This window comes from Peribacillus sp. N1, from assembly GCF_054600815.1.
This window is the reverse complement of sequence record NZ_BAAHZO010000002.1, coordinates 454,722-470,619: the sequence shown is the minus strand read 5'-3', so window position 1 is coordinate 470,619 and position 15,898 is coordinate 454,722. Positions and strand designations below refer to the sequence as shown.

The following is a 15,898-nucleotide window of genomic DNA, read 5'->3' as shown; positions in this document are numbered from 1 at the left end:
CAATGAATTTGGATGTAGTTCATGATATACAAACTGTTTATAGAAAGCTTGTAACGGCGACTTCAAGACCTGGAAATTTAGTGGTTTTGGAGAGGGAAGCCAAGACATTGGATGTTCAAATGGAATGCTTATCTTCTACTATTCTGCTTGCACTTACTGTACTTGACCCTGAAGTGACTTTTAATGTCATTGCAAAGGAGGGGGAGGCGGTGTCAAGAATGATCAATCAGCTTACTTATTCGAAGCCTGTCGATTTGCCGGAAGCGGATTTTATTTTTATTTTACATGATGCCTCCGAGGAGCAAATGAAGGAAGCGATAAATAAAGCAAAGATAGGAAATCTGTTGAATCCCCATGAATCGGCAATGATCATTCTAGAAGTGCCGGATATAACGAAAGGGGATTCAATGATCCTTTCAGGACCGGGAATTCAAGAGGAATCATTCATAAGCCTCCCGAATGTCTCCGCCTGGCTTGGTGCAAGGAACGAAAAAAACATAGAATTCCCGTTAGGAATCGATATGTATTTTGTGGATCAAAAAGATCGTTTAATAGCTTTACCGAGAACGACTCAAATCAAAGAAAATGGGGGTGAGATTATATGGGATATGTTGCAGTAAAGGGAGGAACAAAGGCGATTGAGGAATCCATCAAACGCTTAAAGTATGAACGGGTCAAAAAAGGGACGGCTATAGAGCTGCATAAGATTGAAGCTGGGATGAGAGGGTTGATTGATCAGGTTATGTCAGAAAGCAGTTTGTATGATCAATCACTGGCTGCACTTGCTATTAAACAGGCTGAAGGCAATCCGGAAGAAGCTGTTTTCCTCTTGAGAGCTTATCGATCCACTTTGCCGCGAAAGCATGTTTCAAGAGTGATCAGTTCTGAAAATATGAAGGTGGAAAGGCGAATTTCAGCTAGTTTTAAGGATGTACCTGGCGGGCAGATTTTAGGTGCAACAACCGATTATACACATAGGTTGCTAGATTCGGAGCTGGAAAATGAATCGGATATAAGCATTCAAGGCTGGTTACGGGCTTTTCAAGAAGAAAATCGTTCAACGGAATATCAGAGCCAAATGGATGATTTAAATTCTCTGCCTAAAGTTTTGGAATACTTAAGAAGTGAAGGCTTATTAGAAAGCTGTGAAAACAATGATTTGCAGCCTGGGGATGTGACAAGGAAAAGTCTGGAGTTTCCTTCAATGCGGAGTGAACGCCTTCAAATTTTAACAAGAGGCCAAACCGGTGCAGTGACATCGCTTGCTTATGCAGTCATTCGAGGATATGGTGCACTGCACCCCACAGTAGGGGAGTTGCGCGTAGGCCAGCTGCCAGTTCATCTCGATCACCCGTTGCTGGACGACGGGCAAGAGGAAGATAGCTATTATATTGGGGATTTCACAGCAACTGAGACAGAGATGCTCATTCCGCTTACGGTAGAGAAAGAGCAAGGCAAAAAAGAAATAGAGTTTGAAGTTGGCTATGGCATGTGCATGGGACAAAATGAAACGAAAGCAATCGCAATGGGCATCTTGGATAATTGCCTGGAAAAACCCAACAAGGAGTTTCCAAGTCACAACGAGGAATTCGTTCTATATCATATAGATTCAGTGGAATCAACGGGTTTCATCTCCCATTTGAAGATGCCTCATTATGTTACGTTCCAGTCCAAGCTTGATAGCATTCGGAAGTCGAAAGATAAGACCACAGAGCAGGAGGTTGGATTGTATGAATAAGACCTATAATTTTGCATTTTTTGATGAAGGGTCGAAACGGGAGATTAGAAGGGCGACACTGAAGGCGATTGCCATTCCGGGTTATCAAGTCCCATTCGCTTCAAGGGAAATGCCGATTGGGCGTGGTTGGGGCACAGGCGGCCTGCAGTTGACATTGTCATTGATTGGAAAGGATGACGTCCTTAAGGTAATCGACCAAGGTTCGGATGAATCCGTTAATGCCGTTAACATAAAAAAACTCGTATCTGATACTACTGGGGTAAGGACAACGGATAGCACAAAAGAAGCCTCTTTAATCCAGTCTAGACACAGGGTGCCGGAAGTGCCGCTGCAACGAGACCAGATTTTAATTCTTCAAGTTCCGTTACCGGAACCTTTACGGAATTTTGAACCGAGCGAACATGAAACGAAAAAGCTGCATGCTGAGAGAGAGTATAGCGGAGCATTGCTTATGTTATTTGAACAAATTATGAAGTACGGAATAATGGCGACTGATGCAGACCATCCGGTGATGGTTCGCGACAGGTATGTCATGGCACCAAGTCCTATACCAAGGTTCGATAATGCCAAGCTGGACGATAATGAAGCGCTCATTTTGCTAGGTGCAGGCAGGGAAAAAAAGGTATATGCAGTACCTCCATATACAAATGTATCATCTTTGGCATTTGATGATTATGAATTTCAAATCGAGTCTTTTGCAAATCATGCTTGCATTCTCTGCGGGTCCAACGATGTGTTTTTGGATGAACTTGTTGATGAGCAGTCAGGTGAAACGTATTTCCAATGCAATGATACAAGCAATTGCCTTGAAATGGTCAATCAAAAACAATCATTGGGAGTGAATTAAATGTCTGTGCTTGAGGTGCCCGTATTATCAGTTAAAAAAATGAACAAACAGTATGGTGACGGATGCTCGATATGCAAACATATGAAATCAGGAAAAGTGACGAAAAACTATTGTCACGAATGCGGGACGGTTTATGCCTGCAGAGATCTGACATTTGATTTGTATCAAGGTGAAGTTCTCGGAATAGTAGGGGAAAGCGGCAGCGGCAAATCCACTTTAATGAAAAGTTTGTATTTTGACGAAGAAGTGAAAGAGGGAGAACTGTATGTGGCTGGCTTTGAGGATGGAAAAAAGAACTTATTCATGGAGTCTGCCCAGAAAAAAAGATACGTTCGGAACCACCTGATGGGAAAGGTTTATCAAAACCCGATTCTAGGGTTGAAAATGGATTTCTCCTCGATAGGCAATATTGCCGAGAAGTTAATTTCAGCTGGGAACAGACATGTTGGCAGCATGGAATCAAGAGGCGCCGAGCTCCTGGAAGCAGTCAATATTCCCATTCATCGAATGAAAGAGGAACCAAGGAATTTCTCAGGCGGAATGCAGCAACGGGTCCAGATAGCCAAAGCATTGTCCAACAATCCACCCATACTGCTATTGGATGAGGTCACCACAGGTTTGGATTTATCAGTTCAAGCAAGTGTATTGGATTTAATTAAAGGCCTTCAAAGAGATTTGAATATTAGCATTGTATTGGTTTCCCATGATTTGGGCGTAATCCGAATGCTTGCAGACCGTACTCTCGTTATGCTGGAGGGTAAAGTAATCGAACAAGGTTTAACAGATCAAATACTCGAAGATCCACAGCATCCTTATACCCAGCAATTGGTACACTCGCTGCTGTAAAAGAAACTAAAGAAAATGGGGGAAGAGACATTGTTGCTGATTAAAAATGGAAAGATAATAACGGAAGACTCGATCCTGGTGGACCATGATCTCTTAATTAAGGATGATAGAATTTGCCGGATTGCACCTGTGGGAGAAATCGAAAGAAGTCCTGGGATGGAAGTGCTGGACGCTATGGGCGGATATGTTTCACCCGGTTTTATTGATCTCCATTCCGATTATATTGAACATATGACTGCGCCGCGCCCGACTTCTTTAATGAATTTTAATTTGAGCTTAAGAGAAACGGAAAAGGAACTGATTACGCACGGGATCACGACCATGTTCCACTCACTGTCGCTCTATAAATCCACTGAATACGCATATAAGCCAATTCGGGAGCCTGAGAATGTTAGGAAGCTTATTGACTTAATTGATCAAACACATAAGATGAAGCACCTAGTACGTCATCGGTTTCATGCCCGTTATGAAATCGATAATTTGGAAGATATTGATAGTCTAAGAGAATATGTTACGGAAAAGAAAGTGCATCTGGTTTCATTCATGGACCACACTCCAGGACAAGGGCAGTATCGGCATCTAGAGATTTATCGAAACACTTTAAGAGGGTATAACGATTATAGTGATGAAGCCATTGATGTCATGATCCGGACTCATCAAGTGAAGGAAAAGCTGACGATTGAAAGAATGAAGGAAATCGCACTGCTGGCAAGGGAAAACAATATTGCAGTTGCCTCACATGATGATGATTCAATAGAGAAGCTTGAATTGGTTCACAGCTTTGGAACGAGTATAAGTGAATTTCCAATCACACTTGAGATTGCCCGTAAGGCCCATGATATGGGGATGTATACTATAGCCGGTGCACCAAATGTGCTTTTGGGAGGTTCTCACAGCGGGAACTTAAGTGCCACTGAAGCCATTCAGGATGGAAGCATAGACATATTATGCAGTGATTATTACCCTGCAGCCCTTCTGCATTCAATGTTTGAATTAGTCGAAAACCATGGAATGGATCTTGTCGATATGTTTAAGCTAGTTACGTTAAATCCTGCAAAGGCAGTCAAGATGGAGGACGAAATTGGATCGATTCACGAAGGGAAAAAGGCTGACATACTTATTATTGAAAAAATTTCTGGTGATTTCCCTGTGATAACAACCGTGATTGTAGATGGAAAATTGATTCAAAAAACGAATTACAGGATATAAATTCTAGAAAGCGGGTGGCAAAGTGGAGAACATATTGGAGATCAATAATTTATCCAAGTCTTTTATTTTACATAATCAACGCAAGAATATCCATGCGGTCAGCAACATTACGATCAAAGTGAAAAAAGGCGAATTCATTGGCATTACAGGCAAGAGCGGCAGCGGCAAATCAACAATCCTAAAATCGGTTTACGGTACTTATCGGGTTCAAGTGGGAGACATCTGGTATGATTCTTCCCACTATGGTGCGATCAATCTGGCAAAAGCAACGGAAAGGGAAATGATTTACATGCGTAAGCATGAGATAGGTTATGTATCCCAATTTTTAAATGTCATGCCAAGAACGACAGCAAGGCAGCTCGTTACCGGGGCCATCCTTGAAATGGGACAAACCAGGGAAATGGCCAATACCGAAACAGAAAAAATCTTTAATCACTTTGAAATAGGAAAAGAGCTTTGGGACAGTTACCCTGCTACTTTTTCAGGAGGAGAGAAGCTAAGGTTAAATATAGCAAGAGCGATGGTGAAAAGGCCGCGGCTCCTTCTGTTGGATGAACCGACTGCAAGTTTGGATCACGATTCTAAAGTGAAGGTGAAAACCCTCCTTGAACAGCTAATGAACGAAGGAACGACAATGCTGGGCATTTTTCATGACTTGGAGTTCATGAATCGGTTAGTAACTAAGGAATATAGCATGCAGGATGGATGTTTTAATCATGCTATTCAAAAAGTTTAATGATGAATTCACACAAATTTTACTGAATATTCAGCCTCCTTAACGGCAGGTTAGTATTGTACCGGTATTGTTATATGGGAAGTGACTGAAATAAGAAAAGACTGTATAAAATGGAGGGGAGATTTAACGTGAAAAAATCGATGATGTCCATATTGATGTTAGTTAGTTTGCTGGTATTTACAGGCTGCTCTTCTAGTAGTTCAACAGGTGCAAATGAGGATGATACATTGACCATAGCATGGCTGCCAAATGAATCAGGGGAAGATTTAGGGGAAGCCCGCGATGAAATCGGGAAGATCTTGGAAGATGCCACAGGAAAGAAAGTCGAACATAAGACCACTACGGATTATAACATTGCAATCGAGGCAATTGCTAATGGAAACGCAGATATGGCATTCCTGGGAGCACAAGGATATATTGAAGCAAACAACAAAAATGATAGTGTTCAACCTCTAGTTGTTCCAAGCGGTGAATCAGGTACGTTGGATGATGCAGTCTATAATAGCTGGCTGGCTGTTCAAAATGCAGATGACTATAAAACTAACGACGAATATAAGATAGACGGTATCCAAGGGAAAAAGTTCTCTTTCGTATCAAATAGCTCTACATCTGGCTTCAAAGTTCCTTCCACAGGAATCGTTGATTATTTCTCGAAGCAAGATAAGTTTAAGGAATTAAAGGCCGAGGATTTATTGGAAGGCGGGAAAGATAAATTCTTCAGTGAAGTGCTTTATGGCGGTTCACACCAAGGATCCGCTGTAAATCTTTTGACCGGGAAAGCGGACGTGGCAGCTTTTTGTGACACATGTGTCAATAATTATGTGGAGCTGGCTGATGGGGAAGAGAATAAAGCAGGTGCCGTGTATAAGGTAAAGAAGGGTGCAGCTGAACCCTTTAACACAGTTGTAGATAAAACATTCTCACTCATTTCAGTGACACCAGTTTTGAATGCACCTTTCGTTGTTAACACGGAATTAGTCAGTGAGGAAACACGTGAAAAAATCCTTGAAACGTTGATTTCTGATGAAATGGCAAATAACGAGAAAGTTTTTATACCAGAAGACTCTAAGTTATCAGGGCTATTTAAAAGGGTGAGCGGAAAAGAAAGATTGGTAGAAGTTGAGGATGACTGGTTCAATCCAATTCGGGAATTATCTAAATAAAGGCAATACAATGTGGGAGGATCATACATGAAAACATTATTGGAAGTGAAAAATGTCTCAAAACATTTTGGAAATGGTACAAAGGCGTTATCCAATATTGACTTCACTGTGAAAGAAGGAGAGTTCGTTTCGATTATAGGGCCATCCGGTGCAGGGAAATCAACTCTTCTTCGATGCATCAATAGAATGATCGATGCTTCTAGCGGAGAAATCATTTTTGATAATGATCATGTATACAAGGTGAATAAAAGGGAGTTAAAGAAAGTACGCAGGAAAATAGGGATGGTTTTTCAACATTACAATCTTGTAAATAGATTAAGTGTGATTGAAAATACCCTCCATGGACGTTTAGGCTATAAATCTACACTGGCTGGAATCCTTGGCCTTTATAGTGAAGAGGAGAAACTTCAGGCTGCTAAAGTTCTCCAAATTCTCGGTCTGGAAGATCTAATCTATAAAAGGTCCGATCAGTTGAGCGGAGGCCAAAAACAACGGGTTGGTATAGCGCGGGCGCTTATCCAAAATCCTAAATTGCTATTGTGCGATGAACCGATTGCCTCTCTTGACCCGAATTCTTCCAAGGTGATCATGGATCATTTAAGGAATATCTGCTCTTCCATGGGAATCACAGTTGTTGTCAACCTGCATCAAGTCGATGTGGCCCTGAAATATTCGGATCGAATTATCGGTGTGAATGGCGGCAAAGTTGTTTTCAATGGCACAACTCAAAATATAACCTCAAATGATATCCATCAGATTTATGGATCGGATGAAGGAAAGTTGATTTTTGATTTGGGAGGTTCCCATGTCGGCTGATGTTTTTGCAAAAAAGAGAAGAAATTCACTTGTATTGTTTTTGCTCATTGGGGCTGCGACGGCTGTTTCCATCATCATTACCGAATTCAGCATCGCAAAAGGGGTTACTTCCGTTCCTAAGGCCATACAATGGTCGTTATCGAATTTTTATCCAACAAAGGATTCCCTTACCAAACTCCCGGACATTTTGATAAAGCTGAAAGAAACACTTTTAATATCCGTTGCTGCAACCACACTAGCGGGAATATTGGCCTTTGTATTTGCGATATTGGGTTCCAATACGACAAGGGTGAATGCCTTTTTCGGAGGTTTTAGCCGTGGGATAGCAGTTTTATTTAGGAATATTGATGTCTCAATATGGGCGTTGGTTCTGTTATTTTCATTTGGACAAAGTTCCTTGACCGGTTATTTTGCCTTGTTTTTCGGATCTTTCGGTTTTTTAACAAGGGCTTTTATTGAAACGATCGATGAAGTGAGCTGCAGTTCCGTAGAGGCTTTGCAGACAACCGGCGCAAGTTATCTAACCGTCATTTCGCAGTCTGTTATACCTTCAACCATTCCGCAAATGATCAGCTGGGTACTTTTTATGATTGAAACGAATATCAGGAATGCAACATTGGTCGGACTGCTTACAGGATCGGGTATTGGTTTTACGTTTAATCTTTATTATAAAAACTTGAGTTATGACATTGCCAGTCTTGTCGTCATTACGATCATCATTTCGATATTATCTATTGAATTGATCTCAAATTATGTGAGGAGGGTGATTTTATAATGCAGGCAGAGGGTCCAATCAAACCATTTCCTTCTCCTACTGGCCAGGATTTAGATAAAATGCTACTTGAACGGCTATCCAAAAAGCCCTTCTCGAAATCTTCAATCGCCATTAGGTTGTGTGTGCTGCTACTAGCAGTTTTGACCATATACGCTTTTGCCAGTTTTGATTATAAGGATGTTAAACTGTGGGACGCGCTATTATTGACCGTCGACAATTTGAAGACCATGTTTTTTGAGCCGCATCTGAAGCACTTTACCTTTACTCAAGCGCTTTATCAGGTGTCGATTACATTAGGTTTAGCCTTCTTGACGACAATATTTGGTGCAATCATTGCCCTGATGTTGGGACTTTTAGCGGCTGGAAATATCTCGTCCAAGCCATTATCGGTGATCATAAAGGGATCGGTTGCCCTGATTAGAGCCGTACCTACCGTGTTATGGGTCCTCATCTTTGCAGTCGCAGCAGGGTTGGGCAGTGTAGCGGCAGTTATAGGGATGACGTTTCACTCCATAAGTTACCTTGTAAAGGCCTACTCGGAATCCTTCGAGGAAATTGATAAAGGTGCTATAGAAGCCCTGCAAGCAAGCGGTGCGAATTGGTGGCAGATCGTGTTTCAAGTCATCATTCCATCTTCGATCACTTATATCATTTCCTGGACCTTCATGCGCTTTGAAATCAATTTTGCAGTGGCGGTCGCAATGGGCGCAGCGGCAGGCGCAGGAGGAATCGGCTTCGATATGTTCATGGCAAGTGGATTTTACTTTGACTTGAGTGAAATTGGAGCAATCACTTATTTTATCCTGATAATTGCAATCTGTCTTGAAATCTTCGCAACACAAATCAAAAGGAAACTAAAAGTATCATCTTGATACCGGAATGGTTAAATATGGGTTATGCCCATCAAACAATTTGGTGCAGCCCCTGACAGTCACGTTCGTTTCATAGTAAGCATGAAAGAAGACCACAAAATGAAGTGGTCTCTTTATTTATTGGAAATCGACTTAAATGCTGTACCCGGCTGATTACTAATGGAGCCATTGAATGGCTTATATAAGGGAGGACTTTATTTCTTGTATCTGTTTGATATGCCTTTGTTCATGTAAGGATAATAATTCTATCCATTGATCCAATGAGAGGTCCCCGAACAGGGGATGCTTGGCTTTCTTTCTGTTCAACAAGATATCTGAATCCATATCATAAAGAACCTGTAATAATCGATCTCTTGATTCTGCCAGCAAATCCATAAGGCTCGATAATTGAAATGGGGTTGAAGAGGGTGAAATGACCTCAGGGGATGAGAATTTCCTTGTTCTATCAGTAACGAAGTAAATGTTTTTTTGAATGATATTATTAAAATCCCTTTCCCGAATGCCATTTGCTATAACTTCTGTAAAAACCTGTTCCGTAAGATATAAATGATGGCAAATTTGGGCGATGTTCCATACTTCAGGCACAGGCCTATGGTGGAGCATTTTTTCATCCAACTCCGTAATTTCCTCTATTAACTGTTTTCTTGATTCAAATAGCAAATCATACTCGATAAAATTCATGAGAACTCCCCTTTTGTGACACCCCCATATGAAAGCATCACTGAATTTTTTGATATAAGAAAAAACAAAGGGATATCTGATTGCATAAAGAATGCATAAAAACTACGGAAAAAACACCTGATTTAAAGTGGATTCATGATGATTGAAGGAGTGTGAGACTATGCTTTTAAGCATGTTTTCTATTTTAAAAAGAGTGTTAAAAGATTTCTTATAGTACAACGAAAAGACATTGTTTATCGGTATTTATAATGTTTTGATTTGAGGTAGAAATACAGATCAAAAGTCAGGTCTGCATTTCTATGAGAATCATTTTTTCAGGAGTGTTGATACCCTAATGCCTATGCACATTACTTAAGTTTATGCCTGTAATTGACGCATTACTTGGTTAACGGAAACCTTAATGGGATGGATATCTTTTGAATTCCATAATAAAAGTCCTTGATTAAGTGAAATGAAGTAAATGGCCAGTTCCAACGGGTCACCATCCACAAAAATTCCATCCTGCTGTCCTTTACTGATAATACGGGCAATCCCTCTCATGGCTGTGGCGTATTTTTGATTCAATTCTTGTTTAATCTCATCAGGGAGCGTGTCGGAATGTTGGGCTTCAATAACAAGAACACGGCGGTCCAAGGCTTCCTCTGGTGAACCGGAAAAAGTAAGTTCAGTGAACCAAACCAGTTGATCCCAAGGTGTGCCTTTTCTATTTTCCGCTTCATTCACTGTTTCAATAAACATATCCATTACGTTCATGATAATGGAAACATAAATATTCTCTTTAGATTTGAAGTAATGGTAAAACAGTCCATGACTTAAATTCACGGATGAAGTAATATCACTGATTTTTGCTGCAGCAAAGCCCTTGCGTGCGAAAATCTTCAGTGCAGCACTGCTGATTTCTTCATAGCGTTGATCTCGGATTATCTTAAATTGTTCATCATTTTTTGGAGCCATCGTTGATTCCTCACTTGCTGAATAATATTTCATCGCTGATGCACATGGGTAATTTTAAAAAAACGACCGGTAGGAAATTTTTCTGTCCATAAACACTCTACCATATAAGTTTATCAAAAAAAATAGTGATGGGGCTTTTTAACATTCACTAACATATTCGATAGAAAAGGGAGGTTATCCTCGTTTTTCAGCGAATACTTTTTTGATTGACTCATCAGTCAACTTTTTGATTGACTTACAAGTCAACGTTTTATATTATTGGTTCATGCTAATGTGCATATTCACGATACTGATATAAAAGCTTGATATATGCATAGAGAAGCAGTTCATTGCATTTCAAAAAATACATGTATTAAAAGGGGATAGAAAAATGAGTAGACTTCAAGGGAAAACCGCTATCATCACTGGGGCAGCTGGCGGTATTGGTAAAGGTATGGCCATGGCTTTCGTTAAAGAAGGAGCAAAAGTGGCGATCATCGATTTAAATGAAGAGCTTGGGAACCAAACCATAAAAGAATTACAAGAATATCAACCGGAATCCATTTTCATTCAAGCTAATCTTGCAGAGCATGACAAATTGGCTTCGATCGTTAAAGAAGTGGCTGATAAATTCGGGAAAATTGATATCTTGGTAAATAATGCACACGCTTCAAGAATGGCTTCCATTGCTGACACAACACAAAAAGAATTGGATTTATCCTTTAATACCGGATTCTATCCAACCTTCTACTTCATGCAAGCTGCATTGCCATACTTAAAAGAAACACAGGGTAAAATCATTAACTTTGCATCAGGTGCCGGGATTAATGGTGATGTCAATCAAGGTACGTATGCAGCAGCAAAAGAAGCAATCCGTGGAATTACCCGTGTTGCAGCAAATGAATTCGGTCCATTCGGCATCAATGTAAATATCATTGCCCCGATTGCCAAATCACCAGGCATGCTTCAATGGGCAGAGGAGCAGCCAGAATATTATCAAAACATGCTTGCGAAAATTCCGCTAAGAAGACTTGGTGAGCTTGAAAGTGACATCGGACGTACAGCTGTATTCTTGGCAAGTGAGGATTCTGATTATATTACTGGTCAAACAATCATGGTGGATGGCGGTTCCATTAAACTACGTTAAGCGGATGCTAGCTGGGTGTTTTTGATGAATAAACAATAATTGGATATATGGAGTTAAGATAATGTCCATTAATAACCAGTAGTGTTATTTCAAATCGATGACGCTACTGGCTTTTACTGCGGGGATTTTGATGCAATACGAGAGCTTAGGGGGAAACATCAATGAGTGAAAAGAAAAAAATTCACTTTGCTTGGTGGCTATTAGCTGGATTGGCTATTATGGTCGGTATTGCCAAAGGCGGCATTATGACTGCAGGCGGATTGTTTTTGACACCTGTGTCAGAGGATTTGGGCATCGGGATGGGAAGCTTATCCTTGTACTTCAGCATTTCATCAATCGTCACCATGATTTTTCTGCCGATTGCAGGGAAAATGATGGCGAAATATGATATTAGAACAATATTGGTAATAGGAGTTATTTTACAAGCAGGATCATTTGCTATGTTTGGTTTAATGAATTCCGTATGGGGCTGGTACTTGTTCTGTATCCCTATGTCAATTGGATCAATTTTTGTCTGCCAAATGGCTGGGCCAGTATTGATCAATAATTGGTTTAAAAAGCATAATGGCCTGGCGATGGGAATCATGGTGGCTTCAGGCGGGTTATTCGGGGCAATCCTTCAACCAATGGCAGGTAATTTAATAGATAGCCAAGGCTGGAGAAATACGTATATCATTTTAGGTGTATTGGTGATGGCAATCGTAATACCAATCGTACTTTTAACGATCAGGATGGCCCCACAGCAAAAAGGTATGCAGCGGCTTGGGGAAGACGAATCTGAAAGTGATGAAAAGGCAATTCCTAAAGCAGTTACTAATAAAGGGGTTACAGCAGCAGTAGCAAGAAAATCCTCTGCATTTTATGCATTGCTCCTATTTTTCTTCTTTATAACGGCAATAGGAAGCTTTGGTCAGCATGTTGCACCATTTGCGATGGGCTTGGGCTATGATGTTACATTTGCGGGTAATGCAATGGGAGGCTGGTCGGTTGGTGTGTTATTAGGTGCTTTAGCCTTCGGTGTTCTTTCGGATAAAATTGGAGCGAAAAACACAGCACTCTTTGCGATGATAATAGGTTTGGTTCCAATTGTAATCCTTTTAGCCGTTCCGGAAAATTCAGCAATGTTTACATTGGCCATTGCTATCTATGGATTTGTAGTTGCATCTATCGGCACATTGGGACCGCTGCTGACAACTGCTTTGTTCGGCAATAAAGAATACAGTGAAATCTATGCTTCTGCTGTGGTAGGTTTAGCTGTCGCTGGTATTGTCGCTTTACCGGGATACGGTTATATCTTTGAATTCACAGGTAGCTATACATCCGTACTCTATGCGATCGCTATCATGTTAATCATCAATTTAGCTTTGATTATCCTTGCTTTCAAAGGAAAAAGGAAACTCGAGGTAGCTGGGCACTGGAATTGATTTTTTTCTAAGGGCATGAGCCAATATATTTAAAAAGGGCGGGAGCATTATTTCCCGTCCTTTTTCTCTTGAATAAGGAAAGTTGCTAACGCAATGGGGTGCTTATAAACTGAAGAGAGACAAAATGAACTGGGATGGTGAATGCCGATGGGCAAAACAATAGTCGAAAAACTGAATTTACATAAATATGAACGGGTAGCAGTCTTGAATCTGCCAGCCGGGGCGGATTATTTAAAAGAGCTGCCGGATTACGATACAGAGCTTAATGAAAGTGCCTATGATCTTATATTTGCCTTTGTATTGGATATGGGTTCTTTAAAAGGAATCGTGGATAAGGTAATCGAGAAGAATCATTTGAGTAAAAACGGCTATATTTATTTGGCGTACCCCAAGAAGGGGAATAAGGGTTATGCTACATATATTCATCGTGATGATCTGATGCAAGGCCTTGGTGCGGATGATGAAGGTTATGTTGGCTCGAGTGACCTGAAGTTTGCACGTATGGTTGGGTTGGATGATGTCTTTACGGTAGTCGGACTGAAAGAAGATTCGAAAAATAGAAACCGTCCATCTACCAAAGCAAGCCAATCAGTAGATGATTATATCGAAATGATTTCTGAAATTGAGAAAGATTTACACGATTCTCCTGATTTGCTTGCGTTCTATCAATCACTTACCCCAGGGTTTCGCAAGGATTGGGCCCGTTACGTGTATAGTGCAAAACAAGAGGCGACCCAAGTGAAACGGCGCCAGGAAATGAAAATGATTTTAGGAGAGGGTTACAAGAGCAGGGATCTATATCGAAGAAATAAATGAGGGTGGGGAATGTCTACCATTCTCTTTTTTCTTGTTCTGATCATCCTATCAAAAGCATATACTAGACCGAATCCAAACTTAAATCGTAATAATTATGATTTGCGAGGTGGTTAAATATGCTTTTGAAACGCTACACGGGGAATTTGCTGTTAGTGATACTGCTGTTTTTGCTGCTGGCATTCTTTTTTCTAGGAGATGTATTCATTCCCAAAGCGATTGATTTCTCGGGCTACCCGATGCTTCACTCTGTATTCGTCGTGTTTTTGGGATTGTTTTTAGAATCGATTCCTTTCCTGTTCCTCGGGGCCATTGCTTCATCGTTCATCCAGCTGTTCATCAGTGAAGAAATCATTCAGCGGATGATACCAAAAAGACCCCTGACCGCCATTTTTGCATCGATAGCGGCGGCGCTTATCATTCCGGTTTGCGAATGTGCAATCATCCCGGTTGTCCGGAGATTGATTCAAAAAGGTGTCCCGGTCCATGCAGGTGTGGTCTTGCTCGTAACAGCCCCAATATTGAATGTCATCGTGTTCGGCTCAACTTATTATGCGTTCCAAAATAATCCTTCCATTCTATATGGAAGAATCATTCTTTGTGTCCTGACGGCCATAATCGCAGGTTTATTTATTCATTTATTCAGCACTAAAGATGTGGTGAAAGAGGACAAGCTGGAACTGGTACATGGGCATGAACATGATAGTCAGTCCAGTAAATGGACAAGCTTTATTGATCATACTTCACAGGAATTTTTTATGGTCGGAAGATACTTTATCATCGGGGCCTTGTTTGCCAGTGTATTTCAAGTGTTCATGGATCGATCTGTAATGGCCGATATTGGTCAAGCGCCAATAAAAGGCACGGCGTTGATGATGGGAATTGCATTTGTGCTTTCACTCTGTTCATCAGCAGATGCATTCGTTGCGGCCTCCTTTTCCCATAGTTTTCTGCCAGGCTCGATACTGGGTTTCCTTGTATTTGGCCCCATGCTGGATTTGAAAAATGTTTTGATCATGATGTCCTGTTTTAAACGGAGCTTCGTCTTCACGTATGTCTTGCTTGTTTTCGCAGTCGTCTTCAGCCTGTGCCTGATTGCAGGCGGATTGATCAGTAAGGGGGGCTTCTGATGAAACGTTTTTTTATCCAAAGACTTGAAGGATTGCTGCTGCTTGGACTTGGCCTCATGATCTTTAAATTGTATGTTTCAGGATATTTAACGAAATTGATTGCACCCAAAATGGTTCCATATGCATTGGCAGCGCTTTTTGCTTTTTTAGTGATCAGCCTTCTCCGAATGAAAAAACAAAAACAGGGTGAACAACATTGTGAGTGCGGATCGAATGGGGAGTCTTCCTCGTCCGCACTGGTCCTGAAATATAGTTTGTTCTTCATTCCGATTCTTCTTGGCTTCACCTTGACCGATTTTACATTAAGCGGGGAAGTGCTGGCGAAAAGAGGGATGGCGAAGCAGCAGGCACAGATGGTAAGTTCTTATGATTCAGGGAAACATGCGAATGGGGAGAAAATCTCCGTAACCGATGATAATTATTTTGAAGTGCTGGATGATTTACTGAACAACCTCGATACGATAGAGGGTAAGGAAATAGAGATTTCGGGGTTCATATACCGTGAGGATACATTTACGAAAAAACAAATGGCCATCTCCCGCCTCTCCATGTCCTGCTGTGTGGTCGATGCGACGTTATACGGATATATGGTAAACGGGAATGTGGAAGGAATGAAGACGAATGATTGGTATACGATTACAGGAACATTAAAAAAAGGAAGTTATAAAGGGGAACCCGTACCGGTGATCGATTTAAAAGAGTCGAATAAAATAAAGGCACCCGAAGAAGCTTATTTATATGAAAATGTACAAATCATTCAGTAGAAGT

General features: G+C 40.9%; 17 protein-coding genes. 15 read left to right on the top strand and 2 right to left on the bottom strand.

All coding sequences use genetic code 11. The annotated features are described in order from the left end of the window. The first annotated feature begins 2 nt into the window (after positions 1-2). From phnH to ACYP5M_RS10675, 10 genes are all read left to right on the top strand, one after another. Positions 3-620: a phosphonate C-P lyase system protein PhnH gene (gene phnH / locus ACYP5M_RS10720; RefSeq protein WP_434167578.1), complete on the top strand. Its 618-nt coding sequence runs from the start codon at positions 3-5 to the stop codon at positions 618-620. Next, complete coding sequence (locus ACYP5M_RS10715; protein ID WP_459735033.1) at positions 602-1,738, top strand: carbon-phosphorus lyase complex subunit PhnI; 1,137 nt, start codon at positions 602-604, stop codon at positions 1,736-1,738. Before phnH ends, ACYP5M_RS10715 begins: the two co-directional genes overlap by 19 nt. Continuing rightward, positions 1,731-2,585: an alpha-D-ribose 1-methylphosphonate 5-phosphate C-P-lyase PhnJ gene (locus tag ACYP5M_RS10710; RefSeq protein WP_459735032.1), complete on the top strand. Its 855-nt coding sequence runs from the start codon at positions 1,731-1,733 to the stop codon at positions 2,583-2,585. The genes ACYP5M_RS10715 and ACYP5M_RS10710 overlap by 8 nt, the downstream gene beginning before the upstream one ends. Beyond that, complete coding sequence (locus ACYP5M_RS10705) at positions 2,586-3,431, top strand: ATP-binding cassette domain-containing protein (protein WP_434167576.1); 846 nt, start codon at positions 2,586-2,588, stop codon at positions 3,429-3,431. 30 nt (positions 3,432-3,461) lie between these two features. Further along, complete coding sequence (phnM, locus tag ACYP5M_RS10700; protein ID WP_434167575.1) at positions 3,462-4,640, top strand: phosphonate metabolism protein PhnM; 1,179 nt, start codon at positions 3,462-3,464, stop codon at positions 4,638-4,640. A 22-nt stretch (positions 4,641-4,662) separates the two neighbouring features. Beyond that, positions 4,663-5,376, top strand: a complete 714-nt coding sequence (locus tag ACYP5M_RS10695; RefSeq protein ID WP_434167574.1) for a phosphonate C-P lyase system protein PhnL — start codon at positions 4,663-4,665, stop codon at positions 5,374-5,376. A 128-nt stretch (positions 5,377-5,504) separates the two neighbouring features. Beyond that, positions 5,505-6,539, top strand: coding sequence for a phosphate/phosphite/phosphonate ABC transporter substrate-binding protein (gene phnD, locus ACYP5M_RS10690; RefSeq protein ID WP_459735031.1), 1,035 nt, complete (start codon positions 5,505-5,507; stop codon positions 6,537-6,539). A 27-nt stretch (positions 6,540-6,566) separates the two neighbouring features. Then, positions 6,567-7,355: a phosphonate ABC transporter ATP-binding protein gene (gene phnC / locus ACYP5M_RS10685; RefSeq protein ID WP_101223003.1), complete on the top strand. Its 789-nt coding sequence runs from the start codon at positions 6,567-6,569 to the stop codon at positions 7,353-7,355. After that, positions 7,345-8,130 (top strand): PhnE/PtxC family ABC transporter permease, encoded by a 786-nt coding sequence (locus ACYP5M_RS10680; RefSeq protein WP_305162082.1) that lies wholly within the window; start codon positions 7,345-7,347, stop codon positions 8,128-8,130. Before phnC ends, ACYP5M_RS10680 begins: the two co-directional genes overlap by 11 nt. 59 nt (positions 8,131-8,189) lie before the next feature. Next, positions 8,190-9,002, top strand: a complete 813-nt coding sequence (locus ACYP5M_RS10675) for a PhnE/PtxC family ABC transporter permease (RefSeq protein ID WP_434169710.1) — start codon at positions 8,190-8,192, stop codon at positions 9,000-9,002. A gap of 177 nt (positions 9,003-9,179) precedes the next feature. Here ACYP5M_RS10675 and ACYP5M_RS10670 read toward each other — a convergent pair whose 3' ends face one another. Together ACYP5M_RS10670 and ACYP5M_RS10665 are read right to left on the bottom strand one after the other, a co-directional pair. Next, complete coding sequence (locus ACYP5M_RS10670) at positions 9,180-9,683, bottom strand: DinB family protein (protein WP_137018093.1); 504 nt, start codon at positions 9,681-9,683, stop codon at positions 9,180-9,182. 357 nt (positions 9,684-10,040) lie between these two features. After that, positions 10,041-10,637: a TetR/AcrR family transcriptional regulator gene (locus ACYP5M_RS10665; protein WP_459735030.1), complete on the bottom strand. Its 597-nt coding sequence runs from the start codon at positions 10,635-10,637 to the stop codon at positions 10,041-10,043. Between the two features lie 370 nt (positions 10,638-11,007). Here ACYP5M_RS10665 and ACYP5M_RS10660 point away from each other — a divergent pair, with 370 nt between their 5' ends. The 5 genes from ACYP5M_RS10660 (at position 11,008) to ACYP5M_RS10640 (ending at position 15,894) form a co-directional block, all read left to right on the top strand. Next, a complete protein-coding gene (locus ACYP5M_RS10660) occupies positions 11,008-11,763 on the top strand; it encodes an SDR family NAD(P)-dependent oxidoreductase (RefSeq protein ID WP_101222999.1) in 756 nt (251 codons plus the stop codon). A gap of 161 nt (positions 11,764-11,924) precedes the next feature. Then, complete coding sequence (locus ACYP5M_RS10655) at positions 11,925-13,187, top strand: MFS transporter (protein ID WP_452444542.1); 1,263 nt, start codon at positions 11,925-11,927, stop codon at positions 13,185-13,187. A gap of 147 nt (positions 13,188-13,334) precedes the next feature. Then, on the top strand, positions 13,335-14,003 hold the full coding sequence (locus tag ACYP5M_RS10650; RefSeq protein WP_459735029.1) for a YdeI/OmpD-associated family protein: 669 nt from the start codon (positions 13,335-13,337) through the stop codon (positions 14,001-14,003). A gap of 116 nt (positions 14,004-14,119) precedes the next feature. Next, positions 14,120-15,130 (top strand): permease, encoded by a 1,011-nt coding sequence (locus tag ACYP5M_RS10645; protein ID WP_434167570.1) that lies wholly within the window; start codon positions 14,120-14,122, stop codon positions 15,128-15,130. Next, positions 15,130-15,894, top strand: coding sequence for a TIGR03943 family putative permease subunit (locus ACYP5M_RS10640; protein ID WP_434167569.1), 765 nt, complete (start codon positions 15,130-15,132; stop codon positions 15,892-15,894). Before ACYP5M_RS10645 ends, ACYP5M_RS10640 begins: the two co-directional genes overlap by 1 nt. Positions 15,895-15,898 lie beyond the last annotated feature (4 nt).

Coding starts and splice junctions, on each gene's coding strand:
- phnH (WP_434167578.1), top strand. CDS start 3: ATGAATTTGGATGTAGTTCATGATATACAAACTGTTTATAGAAAGCTT.
- ACYP5M_RS10715 (WP_459735033.1), top strand. CDS start 602: ATGGGATATGTTGCAGTAAAGGGAGGAACAAAGGCGATTGAGGAATCC.
- ACYP5M_RS10710 (WP_459735032.1), top strand. CDS start 1,731: ATGAATAAGACCTATAATTTTGCATTTTTTGATGAAGGGTCGAAACGG.
- ACYP5M_RS10705 (WP_434167576.1), top strand. CDS start 2,586: ATGTCTGTGCTTGAGGTGCCCGTATTATCAGTTAAAAAAATGAACAAA.
- phnC (WP_101223003.1), top strand. CDS start 6,567: ATGAAAACATTATTGGAAGTGAAAAATGTCTCAAAACATTTTGGAAAT.
- ACYP5M_RS10680 (WP_305162082.1), top strand. CDS start 7,345: ATGTCGGCTGATGTTTTTGCAAAAAAGAGAAGAAATTCACTTGTATTG.
- ACYP5M_RS10675 (WP_434169710.1), top strand. CDS start 8,190: ATGCTACTTGAACGGCTATCCAAAAAGCCCTTCTCGAAATCTTCAATC.
- ACYP5M_RS10670 (WP_137018093.1), bottom strand. CDS start 9,683: ATGAATTTTATCGAGTATGATTTGCTATTTGAATCAAGAAAACAGTTA.
- ACYP5M_RS10665 (WP_459735030.1), bottom strand. CDS start 10,637: ATGGCTCCAAAAAATGATGAACAATTTAAGATAATCCGAGATCAACGC.
- ACYP5M_RS10660 (WP_101222999.1), top strand. CDS start 11,008: ATGAGTAGACTTCAAGGGAAAACCGCTATCATCACTGGGGCAGCTGGC.
- ACYP5M_RS10655 (WP_452444542.1), top strand. CDS start 11,925: ATGAGTGAAAAGAAAAAAATTCACTTTGCTTGGTGGCTATTAGCTGGA.
- ACYP5M_RS10650 (WP_459735029.1), top strand. CDS start 13,335: ATGGGCAAAACAATAGTCGAAAAACTGAATTTACATAAATATGAACGG.
- ACYP5M_RS10645 (WP_434167570.1), top strand. CDS start 14,120: ATGCTTTTGAAACGCTACACGGGGAATTTGCTGTTAGTGATACTGCTG.
- ACYP5M_RS10640 (WP_434167569.1), top strand. CDS start 15,130: ATGAAACGTTTTTTTATCCAAAGACTTGAAGGATTGCTGCTGCTTGGA.